Annotated in this window: 15 protein-coding genes; 11 read left to right on the forward strand and 4 right to left on the reverse strand. The window is 66.9% G+C overall.

Going from position 1 to position 15,638, the window contains the following annotated elements; all coding sequences use genetic code 11:
- Positions 1–49 precede the first annotated feature (49 nt).
- The 4 genes from ACVWZ5_RS14155 to ACVWZ5_RS14170 are packed head-to-tail and all read left to right on the forward strand — an operon-like array spanning position 50 to position 4,558.
- Positions 50–1,405, forward strand: a complete 1,356-nt coding sequence (locus ACVWZ5_RS14155) for a M16 family metallopeptidase (protein WP_280070855.1) — start codon at positions 50–52, stop codon at positions 1,403–1,405.
- Positions 1,398–2,891 (forward strand): M16 family metallopeptidase, encoded by a 1,494-nt coding sequence (locus ACVWZ5_RS14160; protein WP_280070856.1) that lies wholly within the window; start codon positions 1,398–1,400, stop codon positions 2,889–2,891. The genes ACVWZ5_RS14155 and ACVWZ5_RS14160 overlap by 8 nt, the downstream gene beginning before the upstream one ends.
- Complete coding sequence (rsmD, locus tag ACVWZ5_RS14165; protein ID WP_084942072.1) at positions 2,891–3,505, forward strand: 16S rRNA (guanine(966)-N(2))-methyltransferase RsmD; 615 nt, start codon at positions 2,891–2,893, stop codon at positions 3,503–3,505. The genes ACVWZ5_RS14160 and rsmD overlap by 1 nt, the downstream gene beginning before the upstream one ends.
- Positions 3,506–3,565: 60 nt before the next feature.
- Positions 3,566–4,558: a hydrolase gene (locus ACVWZ5_RS14170; RefSeq protein ID WP_084942073.1), complete on the forward strand. Its 993-nt coding sequence runs from the start codon at positions 3,566–3,568 to the stop codon at positions 4,556–4,558.
- A 49-nt stretch (positions 4,559–4,607) separates the two neighbouring features.
- On the opposite strand, the gene ACVWZ5_RS14175 is transcribed toward ACVWZ5_RS14170, so the two are convergent.
- Positions 4,608–5,462, reverse strand: coding sequence for a sulfurtransferase (locus tag ACVWZ5_RS14175; protein WP_084942074.1), 855 nt, complete (start codon positions 5,460–5,462; stop codon positions 4,608–4,610).
- Positions 5,463–5,497: 35 nt separating this feature from the next.
- Positions 5,498–6,163 carry a TetR/AcrR family transcriptional regulator gene (locus tag ACVWZ5_RS14180; RefSeq protein WP_028689142.1) on the reverse strand — a complete coding sequence of 222 codons (666 nt, stop codon included), beginning with the start codon at positions 6,161–6,163 and terminating at the stop codon, positions 5,498–5,500.
- Between the two features lie 144 nt (positions 6,164–6,307).
- Here ACVWZ5_RS14180 and ACVWZ5_RS14185 point away from each other — a divergent pair, with 144 nt between their 5' ends.
- From ACVWZ5_RS14185 to ggt, 6 genes are all read left to right on the forward strand, one after another.
- Complete coding sequence (locus ACVWZ5_RS14185) at positions 6,308–7,738, forward strand: coniferyl aldehyde dehydrogenase (RefSeq protein WP_062575487.1); 1,431 nt, start codon at positions 6,308–6,310, stop codon at positions 7,736–7,738.
- Positions 7,739–7,750: 12 nt separating this feature from the next.
- Positions 7,751–8,236 (forward strand): hypothetical protein, encoded by a 486-nt coding sequence (locus tag ACVWZ5_RS14190; RefSeq protein ID WP_062575488.1) that lies wholly within the window; start codon positions 7,751–7,753, stop codon positions 8,234–8,236.
- Positions 8,237–8,259: 23 nt separating this feature from the next.
- Entirely contained in the window at positions 8,260–9,858 is a 1,599-nt protein-coding gene (locus ACVWZ5_RS14195; protein ID WP_084942075.1) for a GMC family oxidoreductase, read from the forward strand.
- 111 nt (positions 9,859–9,969) lie between these two features.
- The gene (gene coaD, locus ACVWZ5_RS14200; protein ID WP_028689146.1) at positions 9,970–10,449 is read left to right on the forward strand and encodes a pantetheine-phosphate adenylyltransferase; all 480 of its coding nucleotides are present in this window, start codon (positions 9,970–9,972) and stop codon (positions 10,447–10,449) included.
- 109 nt (positions 10,450–10,558) lie between these two features.
- Entirely contained in the window at positions 10,559–10,810 is a 252-nt protein-coding gene (locus ACVWZ5_RS14205) for a YfhL family 4Fe-4S dicluster ferredoxin (protein WP_011531711.1), read from the forward strand.
- Positions 10,810–12,492 (forward strand): gamma-glutamyltransferase, encoded by a 1,683-nt coding sequence (gene ggt / locus ACVWZ5_RS14210; RefSeq protein ID WP_457340692.1) that lies wholly within the window; start codon positions 10,810–10,812, stop codon positions 12,490–12,492. The genes ACVWZ5_RS14205 and ggt overlap by 1 nt, the downstream gene beginning before the upstream one ends.
- Before the next feature lie 59 nt (positions 12,493–12,551).
- Here ggt and mutM read toward each other — a convergent pair whose 3' ends face one another.
- The gene (gene mutM / locus ACVWZ5_RS14215) at positions 12,552–13,364 is read right to left on the reverse strand and encodes a bifunctional DNA-formamidopyrimidine glycosylase/DNA-(apurinic or apyrimidinic site) lyase (protein ID WP_062575490.1); all 813 of its coding nucleotides are present in this window, start codon (positions 13,362–13,364) and stop codon (positions 12,552–12,554) included.
- 3 nt (positions 13,365–13,367) lie between these two features.
- Complete coding sequence (locus ACVWZ5_RS14220) at positions 13,368–14,186, reverse strand: HDOD domain-containing protein (RefSeq protein WP_172402408.1); 819 nt, start codon at positions 14,184–14,186, stop codon at positions 13,368–13,370.
- Between the two features lie 231 nt (positions 14,187–14,417).
- Between ACVWZ5_RS14220 and ACVWZ5_RS14225 the strand changes: the two genes are divergently transcribed.
- Positions 14,418–15,614 (forward strand): class I SAM-dependent rRNA methyltransferase, encoded by a 1,197-nt coding sequence (locus ACVWZ5_RS14225; protein WP_062362795.1) that lies wholly within the window; start codon positions 14,418–14,420, stop codon positions 15,612–15,614.
- Positions 15,615–15,638: the final 24 nt, after the last annotated feature.

A 15,638-nucleotide genomic window follows, 5' to 3' on the forward strand; every position in this document is an offset into this window, starting at 1 on the left:
GCCCGCCGACGCTAAACCCAAGCGGGCCGCCGAACAGGTTGAACACCGTATGAATGCTCTAGCCCGCCGCGCCGCTGGCCTGTTGCTCGGCACGCTGTGCCTGCCGCTGGCGGCCTTCGCCGCCGATGTGCAACCCACCCACGAATTCATCCTCGACAACGGCCTGAAGGTGGTCGTACGCGAGGACCACCGTGCGCCGGTGGTGGTTTCGCAGATCTGGTACAAGGTCGGCTCCAGCTACGAGACGCCGGGCCAGACAGGCCTGTCCCACGCCCTGGAGCACATGATGTTCAAGGGCAGCGCCAAGCTCGCCCCCGGCGAGGCCTCGCGCATCCTGCGCGATCTCGGCGCCGAGGAGAACGCCTTCACCAGCGACGACTACACCGCCTACTACCAGGTGCTGGCCCGTGACCGCCTGCAGGTGGCCTTCGAGCTGGAAGCCGACCGCCTGGCCAGCCTGCGCCTGCCGGCCGACGAATTCAGCCGCGAGATCGAGGTGATCAAGGAAGAGCGCCGCCTGCGCACCGACGACCAGCCCAACGCCAAGGCCTTCGAGCTGTTCCGCGCCATGGCGTACCCGGCAAGCGGCTACCACACCCCGACCATCGGCTGGATGGCCGACCTCGAACGCATGAAGGTCGAGGAACTGCGCCACTGGTATGAGTCCTGGTACGCGCCGAACAACGCCACCCTGGTGGTGGTCGGCGACGTCAAGCCCGACGAGGTGAAGGCCCTCGCGCAGAAGTACTTCGGCCCGATCCCCAAGCGCGCCGTGCCACCAAGCAAGCTGCCGCTGGAACTGGCCGAGCCAGGCCTGCGCCAGCTCACCCTGCACCTGCGCACGCAACTGCCCAGCCTGGTCTACGGCTTCAACGTGCCCGCCCTGGCCACGGCCAAGGACCCGCGCAGCGTCAACGCCTTGCGCCTGATCTCGGCCCTGCTCGACGGCGGCTACAGCGCCCGCATGCCGGCGCGCCTGGAGCGCGGTCAGGAACTGGTGGCCGGCGCCTCGTCCAGCTACAACGCCTTCACCCGCGGCGACAGCCTGTTCATGATCTCGGCCACGCCCAACGTGCAGAAGCACAAGACCCTGGCCGAAGTGGAAAAAGGCATCTGGCAGTTGCTCGACGAACTCAAGTCCACGCCACCGACCGCCGAGGAACTCGAACGCGTGCGTGCCCAGGTGATCGCCGGCCTGGTCTACGACCGCGACTCCATCAGCAGCCAGGCCACCACCATCGGCCAGCTGGAGACCGTCGGCCTGTCCTGGAAGCTGATCGACAGCGAGCTCGACGACCTCAAGCGCGTGACCCCGGAGGACATCCAGGCCGCCGCCCGCACCTATTTCACCCGCGAACGCCTGAGCGTTGCCCATGTACTGCCCGAGGAGTCCGCCCATGAGTGATCGCAGCGCACCGCGCTACACCCTGTTCGGCCTGGCGATCATCGTGCTGGTGGTGGCCATCGCCGCGCTGCTGGCGCGCCCGGCCCAGTCCTACAGCCAAGGCAAGGCAGACACCGCGGCCCGCCCGGCCAACACCCTGCAATCGCTGGCCGAACTGGACGGCAAGGCCCCCAGCCGGCGCCAGCTGAACATCCAGCACTGGTCCACTGCCGAAGGCGCCCGCGTGCTGTTCGTCGAGGCCCGCGAGCTGCCGATGTTCGACCTGCGCGTGACCTTCGCCGCCGGCAGCAGTCAGGACGGCGGCACCCCGGGCCTGGCCACCCTGACCAACGCCATGCTCAACGAGGGCGTGGCCGGCAAGGACGTCACCGCCATCGCCGAAGGCTTCGAAGGCCTGGGCGCCGACTTCGGCAATGGTTCGTACCGCGACATGGCCGTGGCGTCGCTGCGCAGTCTCAGCGCCAGCGACAAGCGCGAGCCGGCGCTGAAGCTGTTCACCGAGGTGGTGGGCCAGCCGACCTTCCCCGAGGACGCCCTCAAGCGCATCAAGAACCAGCTGCTGGCCGGTTTCGAATACGAAAAGCAGAACCCGGGCAAGATCGCCGGCAAGACCCTGTTCGCCAACCTCTACGGTAAACACCCCTACGCCAGCCCCAGCGACGGCACCGCCGAAACCATCCCGGGCATTACCCTGGAACAGCTGCGCGGCTTCCACGCCAAGGCCTACGCGGCCGGCAACGCGGTGATCGCCCTGGTCGGCGATCTCAGCCGCGGCGAAGCCGAAGCCATTGCCGCCCAGGTCTCCGCCGGCCTGCCCAAGGGCCCGGCCCTGGCCAAGCCCGAGCAACCGGTCGAGCCCAAGCCGGGCGCGACCCATATCGACTTCCCGTCCAAGCAGACCCACCTGATGCTGGCCGAGCTGGGCATCGACCGTAACGATCCGGACTGGCCGGCCCTGTCGCTGGGCAACCAGATCCTCGGCGGCGGCGCCTTCGGTACCCGCCTGATGAGCGAAGTGCGTGAAAAACGCGGCCTGACCTACGGCGTGTACTCGGTGTTCAGCCCGATGCAGGTGCGCGGCCCGTTCATGATCAACCTGCAGACCCGTGCCGAGCTCAGCGAGGGCACGCTCAAGCTGGTCCGGGATATCCTTGCCGACTACCTCAAGAGCGGCCCGACCCAGCAGGAGCTGGACGATGCCAAGCGCGAACTGGCCGGCAGCTTCCCGCTGTCCAACGCCAGCAATGCCAGCATCGTCGGCCAGCTGGGCGCGATCGGCTTCTACAACCTGCCGCTGAGCTGGCTGGAAGACTTCATGCAGCAGTCCCAGGCGCTGACCGTCGAGCAGGTCAAGGCCGCCATGAACAAGCATCTGGCGGCGGACAAGCTGGTGATCGTCACCGTCGGCCCGAAGGTGGCCCAGCAGCCCCTGCCGGCCCCCACTGACAAACCCGCCGAGCAGCCGCTCGGCGTACCGGAGCACTAATGGCAAGACCCAACACCCCAGCGCGCCCGGCACCGGGCGCCAGCAAGGGCCCCGGCCAGCTGCGCATCATCGCCGGCGAGTGGCGCAGCCGCCGTCTGGCCGTGCCGGAAGGCGAAGGCCTGCGGCCGACGCCTGACCGCGTGCGCGAGACCCTGTTCAACTGGCTGGCGCCGCATATCGAAGGCGCCCTGGTGCTCGACGCCTTCACCGGCAGCGGCGCGCTGGTGCTGGAGGCCTTGTCTCGCGGCGCCGAAAACGCCGTGGCGCTGGACAGCAACCCGGCGGCCATCGTCAATCTCAAGAACAACCTCGAGCTGCTGCGCTGCCCGCGCGGGCAGATCCTGCAGACCGACGCCCTGCGCTACCTGCAAGGCCCGGCCAAACAGCAGTTCGATGTGGTGTTCCTCGACCCGCCGTTCCACCAGGACCTGCTGGCCAACACCTGCAACCTGCTGGAGCAGGGCCAGTGGCTGCGCGAGCAGGCGTGGATCTATACCGAAAGCGAAGCCGTGCCCTCCTCGCTGCCGATGCCGGGCAACTGGCGCCTGCACCGCGAGAAGAAGACCGGCCAGGTGCACTACGCGTTGTGGCAACGAGCGGACACCGACCAATAGCGCAGGTACAGTGGCGGTGTTTCATGGCACTCTAGGCAGGCACACCACGAGTCGCCCAGCATGCCCAGCCTCACCGCCACCTTTCGTCCGGCCATCGGCCTGTCCAACCCCCACCTGCAGACACTGTGGGGGCCTCTCTGGCGCAAGCTCCCGGACCTGCCGCGCAACCGCGAGCGCCTGTGGCTGGCCGACGGCGACTTCCTCGACCTCGACTGGCACGGACCGCACCAACCCGACGCGCCGTTGGTGCTGGTGCTCCATGGCCTCACCGGATCGTCCAATTCGCCCTACGTCAAAGGCCTGCAACTTGCCTTGCAGGGGCGTGGCTGGGCCAGCGTCGCGGTGAACTGGCGCGGCTGCTCGGGCGAGCCCAACCTGCTGGCGCGCAGCTACCACTCCGGGGCCAGCGAAGACCTGGCCGAGACCATCCGCCACCTGCGGGCGCAGCGGCCGCTGGCGCCGCTGTATGCCGTGGGCTATTCGCTGGGCGGCAATGTGCTGCTCAAGTACCTGGGAGAAAGTGGCTCGTCCAGCCAACTGGAAGCGGCGGTGGCGGTGTCGGTACCGTTTCGCCTGGACCAGTGCGCCGACCGCATCGGCCTGGGATTTTCGAAGATCTACCAGGCGCATTTCATGCGCGCGATGATGGCGTACGTGAAGGACAAGCAGCGGCACTTTCGCAACCAAGGTCACCATGAAGGATTGGCAACCCTCGAGCGCCTTGGCCCATTGCGCAACCTGCGCACCTTCTGGGACTTCGATGGCAAGGTGACCGCGCCACTCAATGGCTTCAGCGATGCCCATGACTACTACCGCCGGGCGTCCAGCCGCTATTACCTGGGGGAAAACCGCACGCCGACGCTGATCATCCATGCCAGCGATGATCCGTTCGTGTTCGGTCACAGCCTGCCGACTGTCGACGAACTGGCGCCACTGACGCAGTTCGAACTGCACAATCGCGGTGGCCATGTCGGGTTCGTCGAGGGCAGCCTGCGCAATCCGGGGTATTACCTGGAACGGCGGATTCCGCAATGGCTGATGGACGGGCGCTAGCCCTCATCCAGGAACATGGCTGAGGGCAAGCCCGCTCCCACGTCATGGATTAGTCGCCAGTGGCCACGCCGCGCTGCGGATCGTTGATCCACTCACTCCACGACCCGGCGTACAGCCGCCCCAGGGGATATCCCGCCAGCGCCAGGGCAAACAGGTTGTGGCAGGCGGTCACGCCAGAGCCGCAATAGGCCACCAGGTCCTGCGGCGAACGGCCGGCCAGCTTTTCGGCAAAACGCTGCTTCAGCGTGTCGGCCGGCAGGAAACGCCCGTCGGCGCCAAGGTTGTCGGTGAACGCCGCGCACTGGGCGCCCGGAATGTGCCCGGCCACCGGGTCGATCGGCTCCACCTCGCCACGAAAACGCGGCAACCCGCGGGCATCGATCAGGGTCAGCGTCGGATCGTCCAGGCGCTTGCCCAGGTGTGTGGCGTCGATCAGCAGCTTCATGTCCGGCTCGCCACTGAACGTCCCCTCGCGACGCGCGGGCGGGTCGAGGCTCAACGGCAGGTGGGCGGCGTGCCAGGCCTTGAGGCCGCCATCGAGGATGAACACCGCCTCGCGCTTGCCCAGCCAGGCCAGCAGCCACCAGGCGCGGGCGGCAAAGGCACCGGGGCCATCGTCGTAGAGCACCACCTGGCTGTCGTTGTCCACGCCCCACTCGCGCAGGCGCTCCACCAGCCGCTGCGGATCGGGCAGCGGGTGACGCCCCGTGCGGCCCTTGACCACCGGCCCGCTCAGGTCACGCTCGAGGTCGGCGAAATGCGCCCCGGCGATATGCCCCTCGGCATAGCTGCGTTGGCCGTAGTCGACATCTTCCAGGGCAAAGCGGCAATCGAGGATCACCAGGCCGGGTGCTTCCAGGCGTTCGGCCAGCTGTTGCGGGGTGATCAGTTGCGCAAGGGGCATGACAATCTCCTGATGAATGGCTCGAAGACCCCGGGTCACTGCTCCAGGGCCTGGTTGAACGGAACGTGGAACTCATCGCACAACGCCTGCACCGCGGCACGCGAGTCTGGAGTGACATACCCCAGTTCCAGCACCACCACCTGATAGACGCCGCGCATGAACGCTTCTTCACCCAGGTGTGCGCAATGCTCGCGGGTGGTGCTGAGAAAACGCACCCAGGAGGTCAGCACGATCCAGGCGTTGATGGTCAGCGACTCGATCTGCGGGCCGTCCATGCTCAGGATGCCTGCCTCGACGAAGCCCCGGTAGATCGCCTGCCCCTGCAGCAGGCAGCGCCGCGAGAAGCGCCGATAACGGGCCGCCAGTTCCGGGTCGCTGTCGAGCAGGTGCTCCAGGTCGCGGTGCAGGAAACGGTAGTTCCACATCGCCGCCAGCAACGCCTTGAGGTAGAAGCGCTTGTCCTCGACGGTGGCAATGCGGCCCTGGGGCGGGCGCAGGAAACTGTCGACCAGCTCTTCGTACTGGTTGAACAGCACGGCGATGATCGCCTGCTTGTTGGGGAAGTGGTAGTACAGGTTGCCGGGCGAGATCTCCATGTGCGCGGCAATGTGGTTGGTGCTGACGCAACGCTCGCCCTGCTGGTTGAACAGCTCCAGGCTGCTCTGCACGATGCGCTCTCGGGTCTTCATGCGCGGGGCCATGCTCAGCTCCAGTCTCCAGCTTGATTGATCGAGCCCATCTTACGGCTTCCCGCAGGTCGGGTGCACCGCCGGCCAGGTGAAAAATAGTGCACCATCGTACCAATTAGAGTATATGCTCTATTCACTTATCACCCCGGAGCCGCCATGACCTCGCCTGCCGTTCTCCCTCCTGTGCAATCCGACCTCGACCTGCAAGCGACGTTCGACGTCCTGCGTCGGGCCTTCGCCGCTAACCCGATGCCCGCCGCCGCGCAGCGTCGGCAGTGGCTGAAAAGCCTGCGCGAGGCGCTGCTGGCCGAGCAGGAGACGCTGATTGCGACCATCGACGCCGACTTCAGCGGCCGCAGCCGCGACGAGACCCTGATCGCCGAGCTGATGCCGTCGGTGCTCGGCCTGCGCGATGCGGAAAAACAGCTGGGGCGCTGGATGCGCGCCTCGCGGCGCAAGGTCGGCCTGGCCTTCCAGCCCGCCAGCGCGCGGGTGGAGTACCAGCCACTGGGAGTGGTGGGGATCATCGTGCCGTGGAACTACCCGCTGTTCCTTGCCATCGGCCCGTTGACCGGCGCCCTGGCCGCCGGCAACCGGGTGATGCTCAAGCTCAGCGAATCCACGCCCGCCAGCGGACAGGCCATCAAGGACCTGCTCGAACGGGTGTTCCCCAATGACCTGGTCAGTGTAGTACTGGGCGAGGTGGAAGTCGGCCAGGCCTTTGCCCGCCTGCCGTTCGACCACCTGCTGTTCACCGGGGCCACCAGCGTCGGCCGTCATGTGATGCTGGCCGCCGCGCAGAACCTCACCCCAGTGACCCTTGAGCTGGGCGGCAAGTCGCCGGCCATCGTCTCGGCCGACGTGCCGCTGGACACCGCCGCCGAACGCATCGCCTTCGGCAAGACCCTCAATGCCGGCCAGACCTGCGTCGCCCCCGACTATGTGCTGGTGCCCCGCGAGCGCCTGGACGCCTTCGCCGAGGCTTACCGGCGCGCCGTGCATCGCTTCTATCCGCGCCTGAGCGACAACCCCGACTACAGCGCGATCATCAACGAGCGCCAGCTCGCTCGCCTCGACCGCCTGCTCGACGATGCCCGCGAGCAAGGCGCCCAGGTGATCGACCTCTACCCCGACGAGCCCCGCCAGGGCCGCCATCTGCCGCCACACCTGTTGTTGCAGGTGAACGACGGCATGCAGGTAATGCAGGACGAGATCTTCGGCCCGTTGCTGCCCCTGGTGCCCTACGACCGCCTGGACGACGCCCTGGCCTACATCAACCAGCGTCCCCGGCCCCTGGCGCTCTACTATTTCGGCTACGACAAGGGCGAACAGGCACGGGTACTGCGCGACACCCACTCCGGCGGCGTCTGCCTCAACGACACCCTGCTGCACGTGGCCCAGGACGACCTGCCGTTCGGCGGCGTGGGCCCGTCCGGCATGGGTCACTACCATGGCCACGACGGTTTCCTGACCTTCAGCAAGGCCAAGGCCGTGCTGGCCAAGCAGCGCATCAATGCCGCCAGGACGATCTACCCGCCCTATGGCAAAGCTTTGCAGCGCCTGGTCTACAAGCTGTTCATCCGCTGAGCGCCGACGCCTGTGCATCGCCGCGACCTGCTCAAGTTCAGCTTCGGCGCCAGCCTGTTTCTGGGTGCCACCAGCCTGGCCGGCTGTGCGCCACAGGCGGCCTCGCCCGGTTATCAGGTCCTGCGCGATGACGACCTGCCTCTGCTGCAGGCCCTGATACCCGTCGTGCTGGCGGGTACCCAGGCTTCCACCGAATGGGTGCTGCACAGCCTCGACCACAAGCTGGCAGCGCTGTCGCCCGCCATGCTCAAGCTGACCCGGCAACTGTTCGACGTGCTCACCCTGCCCCTGACCCGAGGACCGCTGACCGGTATCTGGGGCGGCTGGGAAAGCGCCACGGATAGCGAGCTGGAGCGCTTTCTCGAACGCTGGCGGGACAGTTCGCTGAACCTGCTGCGCCAGGGCCATGCCTCGCTGCTGCAACTGCTGCTCATGGCCTGGTATGAGCGCCCCGAGGCCTGGGCGGCTTGCGGCTACCCAGGGCCGCCGAAGATCTGACCCACTGACAAGAGCATCGCCAAATGCCCGTCCCCGACCCGTTTCGCCAAGGCCTTGAACGAGGCTGGATCACCCACGATGGCTCGCGCCTGGAGCAGGACCTGAGCCTGGAAGCCGACGTCGCCGTGATCGGCAGCGGCGCGGGCGGCGCCACAAGCGCCGAACGGCTGAGCGCGGCCGGCCTGAAGGTACTGCTGATCGAGGAAGGCCCGCTGAGAACCAGCAGCGACTTCCACCTGCTGGAGCACGAAGCCTATGCCGATCTCTACCAGGAGGGCCTGGGCCGCCTGAGCAAGGACGGCGCCATTACCATCCTGCAGGGCCGGGCGGTGGGCGGCACCACCCTGGTCAACTGGACCTCGAGTTTCCGCACGCCGCCGCAGACCCTGGAGCACTGGGCCCGTGAACATGGGGTCAAGGGCCTGGACAGCGACAGCCTGAAACCCTGGTTCGAACGCATGGAGCAGCACCTGGGCATCAGCCCCTGGATGATGCCGCCCAATGCCAACAACGATGTGCTGCGTCGCGGCTGCGAGGCGCTCGGCCTGCGCTGGGCGGTGATCCCGCGCAACGTGCGCGGTTGCTGGAACCTGGGTTACTGCGGCATGGGCTGCCCGGTCAACGCCAAGCAGTCGATGCTGGTCACCAGCATTCCGGCCACTCTCGAGCAAGGCGGCGAACTGCTCTACCTGGCCCGCGCCGAGCGCTTCAGCCACGATGGCCAACGCATCGACCACCTGCAATGCCAGGCCCTGGACGCCCAGGGGATCCAGCCCACGGGGCGCCAGGTGCGGGTGCGCGCCCGGCATTACGTACTGGCCGGGGGCGGCATCAACAGCCCAGCGCTGCTGCTGCGCTCCGAAGCGCCCGACCCCCACCAGCGCCTGGGCAAACGCACCTTCCTGCACCTGGTCAACTTCAGCGCCGCGCAGTTCGAGGCGAAGATCGACCCGTACTACGGCGCGCCGCAGTCGATCTACAGCGACCAGTTCCAATGGCAGGACGGCGTCGCCGGCCCGGTCGGCTACAAGCTCGAAGTCCCGCCGCTGCACCCGGCCCTGGCCAGCACCCTGCTCGGTGGCCATGGCCAGGACAATGCCCTGCGCATGGCCGAGCTGCCCCATACCCACGTGATGCTGGCGCTGCTGCGCGATGGTTTCCACCCGGACAGCCCCGGCGGCCAGGTGGAGTTGCGTGGCGATGGCTCGCCGGTGCTCGACTACCCGGTCACCGACTACCTTCACGACGGGCTGCGCCGGGCCTGGCACAGCATGGCGAAGATCCAGTTCGCCGCCGGTGCCCGCCGGGTGCTGCCGGTGCATGGCGATGCCCGGTATGTCGATAACCCGGAACAGGCCAAGGCGTTGATCGACAGCCTGCCCCTGGAACTGTTTCGCATGCGCCTGGGCAGCGCCCACGTCATGGGCGGCTGCGCCCTGGGCGAGGATCCGCGCCAGACGGTGTGCGACAGCCTGGGCCGGCATCACCAGCTGGAAAACCTGTCGGTCCACGACGGTTCGCTGTTCCCCACCAGCATCGGCGCCAACCCGCAGCTTTCGGTCTACGCCCTGACCGCCCTGCTTAGCGAAGCGCTGGCTGGCCGCCTGGCACCCAGCGCATGACAGCCAATAGCCATGCTGTCTATAGTGCCATCGACCGGCCACGCGACTTGGCCGGGCGCAGTCGCTGCGCTACCATCCGACTCCCCAACGCACTCCAGCCAGGATGACGCGATGAACCGAGTGTTGTACCCGGGTACTTTCGACCCCATTACCAAAGGCCATGGCGACTTGGTCGAGCGCGCCTCGCGCCTGTTCGACCATGTGATCATCGCCGTGGCGGCCAGCCCCAAGAAAAACCCCCTGTTCCCCTTGGAGCAACGGGTAGCGCTGGCCCGCGAGGTCACCAAGCACCTGCCCAATGTCGAAGTCATCGGCTTTTCCTCGCTGCTGGCGCATTTCGCCAAGGAGCAGAACGCCAACGTGTTCCTGCGCGGCCTGCGCGCGGTATCCGACTTCGAGTACGAGTTCCAACTGGCCAACATGAACCGCCAGCTGGCGCCGGACGTCGAGAGCCTATTCCTCACGCCTTCCGAGCGCTATTCGTTCATTTCCTCGACATTGGTTCGGGAAATCGCCGCGTTGGGCGGTGATATCAGCAAGTTCGTGCACCCTGCCGTTGCCGACGCGCTGACCGAGCGCTTCCGCAAGTAAGCCGCGCGGTCACGATGTCGCGCCCGCGTGCACTGCGGGCGCGAATCCGGCACAATTGTGCCCATCGCTTTGAACCATGCCCGGGCCCAACGCCCCGGCCGGAGTCCCCATGTCCCTGATCATCACCGACGATTGCATCAACTGCGACGTCTGCGAACCCGAGTGCCCGAACGCCGCCATCTCGCAAGGCGAAGAGATCTACGTGATCGACCCGAACCTGTGCACCCAGTGTGTCGGCCACTATGACGAGCCCCAGTGCCAGCAAGTCTGTCCGGTGGACTGCATCCCCCTGGATGAAGCCCACCCGGAAACCGAAGACGAACTGATGGCCAAGTACCGCCGGATCACCGGCAAGGCCTGATGCCGTTCGTCGCCGCGCTTCGCCACGCAGCCCTCGGCGCCCTCCTGGCGCTGCTGGCCCCTGGCGCCCTGGCCGCCGGGCCAGGCCAGGCGGCGATCGCCAGCCCGCACGGTGAAGCCACCGCCGCGGCAAGGCAGATCCTGCAGCAGGGCGGCAATGCCTTCGATGCCGCGGTGGCCATCGGCGCCACGCTGGCCGTTGTCGAACCTTACGGCTCCGGCCTTGGCGGCGGCGGGTTCTTCCTGCTGCGCGAGAGCGCTGACAGCCCACGCTATGCCTTCCTCGACGCCCGCGAGCGCGCCCCGGCCGCCGCCCGGGCCGACATGTACCTGAAGGATGGCAAGGTCCAACCAGGATTGTCGATCAACGGCCCATTGGCCGCTGCCATCCCAGGCTTGCCCCAGGCACTGGCCGACCTGGCCGCGACCCACGGCAAGCTGCCACTCAAGGACAGCCTGGCCCCGGCCATCCGCCTGGCCAACCAGGGCTTTGCCGTCGACCGCATTTACCGCGACCGCGCGACCATGCGCCTGAGCGCCCTGCGCGACAATGCCGAAAGCGCCCGGTTGTTCCTCGCCGGCAACGACGTACCGGCGCTCGGCACGGTGATTCGCCAACCGGAACTGGCCTCGACCCTGCAGGCCATGGCCGAGCACGGCCGCGACGGCTTCTACCGTGGCCCGACGGCCCACCGCCTGGTCGACGGCGTGCGCCAGGCCGGCGGTGTCTGGACCCTCGATGACCTCGCCGGCTACCACACCGCCTGGCGCGAGCCGCTGCGTTATCCACTGGCCGACCAGCGCGAGCTGATCAGCAGTCCACCGCCCTCGGCCGGTGGCGTGGCCCTGGCCCAGAGCCTGGCCATGCTCCAGCGTCTGCCCTGGCAGAGCGCCGAACCGGTACAGCGCAGCCACTATGTGATCGAAGTGCTGCGCCGCGCCTACCGCGACCGTGGTCGGCTGGGCGACCCGGACTACGTGGCCAACCCCATCAACCGCCTGCTGGCGCGCCAGTACCTGACCGGCCTGGCCGACAGCATCGACGTGCGCCAGGCCACCCCCAGCAGCGCCCTGCCCCCTTCACCGGCCTGGCGCGAAGGCGACCACACCACCCACTTCACGGTGATCGACGCCGACGGCAATGCCGTGTCCGCCACGCTGTCGGTCAACCTGCCATTCGGCGCGGCGTTCAGCGTGCCCGGCACCGGCGTGGTACTGAACAACGAGATGGACGACTTCGCCGCCGACCCCACCGGCAGCAACAGCTATGGGCTGGCCGGCAGCCTGGCCAACGCAGTGGCGGCGGGCAAGCGGCCCTTGTCGAGCATGAGCCCGACCTTCATCGAAAGCCCCAGCCAGTTCGCCAGCTTCGGCACGCCGGGCGGCAGCCGGATTCCGAGCATGGTGCTGCTGTCGGTGATGGGGTTCCTCGAAGGACGGCCGGTGGCCGAGTGGCCGGCGACGCCGCGCTATCACCATCAGTACCTGCCGGATGTGGTGGAGCATGAGCCGGGTACGTTCAGCGCTCAGCAGAAGGCCGAGCTTGAGGAGCGTGGATATCGGCTGAAGGATGTCGGGCGCCAATACGGGAATCAGCAGGTGCTGTACTGGGACAAGGCTGGCGGGACCGTGGAGGCGGCCAGTGACCCCAGGGGTGTAGGGCAGGCGGCGATAGTCGACTGATCCGGCCCTGTCGCGGGGCAAGCCCGCTCCCACGAGAGCGAGCCAACAAGGCTGCGGCATCAACGCTGGCATTTCGGGCAGAACACGCTCGCCCGCTGCCCCAGCTTCACTTCACGCAACTCGGTACCACACACCTTGCACGGCTGACCACCGCGTCCATAGACGAACAGTTCCTGCTGGAAGTACCCCGGCTGCCCATCGCCTCCGATGAAGTCGCGCAAGGTGGTCCCGCCCTGCTCGATGGCCGCCGCCAGCACCCGCTTGATCTCGATCGCCAGCTTCAGGTAGCGCGCCCGGGAGATCCCGCCTGCCTCGCGGCGCGGGTCGATCCCGGCGGCGAACAGTGCTTCGGTGGCGTAGATGTTGCCCACGCCCACCACCACGGCGTTGTCCATGATGAACGGCTTGACCGCCATCGAGCGCCCCCGGGACAGCTGGAACAGCCGCTCGCCGTCGAACAGCTCGGTCAGCGGCTCCGGCCCCAGGCGAATCAGCAGTTCATGGTTGAGCGGATCGACGCTCCAGAGCATGGCCCCGAAACGGCGCGGGTCGGTATAGCGCAGCATCAGCCCCGACTCGAGCTCAATATCCACATGCTCGTGCTTGGCCGCCGGCAAGCCCAGTTCGACCAGGCGCAGGTTGCCCGACATACCCAGGTGGCTGATCAAGGTGCCGACCTCAGCGTTGATCAGCAGGTACTTGGCGCGCCGCTCGACGCTGACGATACGCTGTCCCGACAGGCGCACGTCGAGGTCTTCCGGGATCGGCCAGCGCAGGCGCCGGTCGCGCACCACCACGCGGCTGACCCGCTGCCCCTCCAGGTAGGGCGCGATGCCGCGCCGCGTCGTCTCGACCTCTGGCAGTTCCGGCATGACTCAGTGCCCGCCCATTTCGCGGATGTTCTGCTTGAGCTGCTCGAAGTCGTATTCGGTCAGGCCGATGTAATCCAGCACCAGCGGGCCAACCATGTTCCACTCGTGATCGACGCTCTGGTTGCCCAGCACGCGGTAGGAGGCGCAAATGTGCTCGGACATCTTCAGCACCGCCAGCAGGTTCTTCAGCTGGGTCTGGGTATTGCGCGAGGATTCGTCGCGGAACACCGCCAGGGCGTTGTGGTGGTTGGCGATGGCGGCGCTGATGTGCTCCGGCAGGCGCCAGGACTTGGCGGTGAAATAGCCGACCACCGAGTGGTTGGTGTTGAACACGCGGTTCTCGGTGTCCACCACGCGGACCTCGTCATTGGTCTTGGCGTAGGACTCCTCCAGCACTTCCATGTAGTTGGGGAAACGCTTGTGCATCAGCGGCACGCCGCAGTCGTGGAACAGGCCCAGGGTGTAGGCCTCGTCCACCGCCTGGATGCCGGTGCGCTTGGCCAGGGTCAGGCAGGTCATGGCCACGTCCTGGGCGGTGTCCCAGAACGGGTTGAGGGTGACGATGGTCTCGTCGGTCATTTCACCCCTGATCGACTGGGCGTTGATCAGGTTGATGATCGAACGGCTGCCCAGCAGGTTCACGGCGCGCTGGATCGAACCGATCTTGTTCGCCAGGCCGAACTGCGCCGAGTTGACCAGTTTCAGCAAGGCGCCGGAAAGGCCCGGGTCCTGGCTGATCAGCTTGGCGATGGTCTCGAGGTCCGGGTCGGGCATGTACTGCTCGAACTGCAGGTCGACCATGATCTGCGGCTGCGGCGGGATGGTGATGCCCTGCAGGGCTTGCTGGATCTGTTCGGCGGTAAGTTCCTGGGACATTCGTGCATTCTCGCTGGGGACGGGGGATTCTAACCCTGTACGCCGGCAGGGTAACTATCAGTGGATCGTTGGATCCCAAAATTTCTTTAGCCATGGGCGCGGAGCACTTGGTCGAACCCATCAGCGAACCTGAGGCCAACACGGTATACTCCCGCTCTTTTTTCCCGGAGCGACGTCATGTCCCTGCCCAGCCTTCGCCTCAAAGCCAATGCCGACCGCCGCCTGCGCGCCGGCCACCTGTGGGTTTACAGCAATGAAGTCGACGTCGCCGCGACCCCGCTGCAGGGCCTGAAGGCCGGCCAGCAGGCCATCCTCGAAGCCGCCAACGGCAAGCCCCTGGGCGTGGTGGCGATGAGCCCGAACAACCTGATCTGCGCCCGTCTGCTGTCGCGCGACATCAAGCTGCCGCTGGACAAGTCGCTGCTGGTGCACCGCCTGAACGTCGCCCTGTCGCTGCGCGAGCGCCTGTTCGACAAGCCGTGCTACCGCCTGGTCTACGGCGACTCCGACCTGCTGCCGGGCCTGGTGGTCGACCGCTTCTTCGACATCCTCGTGGTACAGCTGGCCTCGGCCACCATGGAAGCGCACAAGGACGACGTCATCGCCGCCCTGGTCCAGGTGCTGAAGCCGAGCGGCATCCTCTTCAAGAACGACTCCGCCGCCCGTGACGCCGAAGGCCTAGGCCGCTATGTCGAAACCGTCTACGGCGAAGTGCCGGACTGGGTCGCGCTGGAAGAGAACGGCGTGAAGTTCGAGGCTCCGGTACGCGAAGGCCAGAAGACCGGCTGGTTCTACGACCACCGCATGAACCGCGCCCGCCTGGCCCCCTATGTCAAGGGCAAGCGTGTGCTCGACCTGTTCAGCTATATCGGTGGCTGGGGCGTGCAGGCCGGTGCGTTCGGCGCCAGCGAAGTGTTCTGCGTGGACGCTTCCGGCTTTGCACTCGATGGCGTTGAGCGTAACGCCGCGCTGAACGGCATCAGCGAAAAACTGACCTGCATCGAAGGTGACGTATTCGAGGCCCTGCGCGAGCTGAAGGCCGCCGAAGAGCGTTTCGACGTGATCATTGCCGACCCGCCCGCCTTCATCAAGCGCAAGAAGGACCTGAAGAACGGCGAGGCCGCCTACCGCCGCCTCAACGAACAGGCCATGCGCATGCTCACCAAGGACGGCATCCTGGTCAGCGCCTCGTGCTCGATGCACCTGCCAGAGGACGACCTGAACAACATCCTGCTGACCAGCGCCCGCCACCTGGACCGCAACCTGCAAATGCTCGAGCGCGGCGGCCAGGGCCCGGACCACCCGGTGCACCCGGCGATCGCCGAGACCCGCTACATCAAGAGCATCACCTGCAGGTTGCTGCCCAACAGCTAAGTGGTGCTTGTTCCGGGGCCGCTC

The sequence above is a fragment of the Pseudomonas sp. TE6283 genome (genome assembly GCF_054060555.1).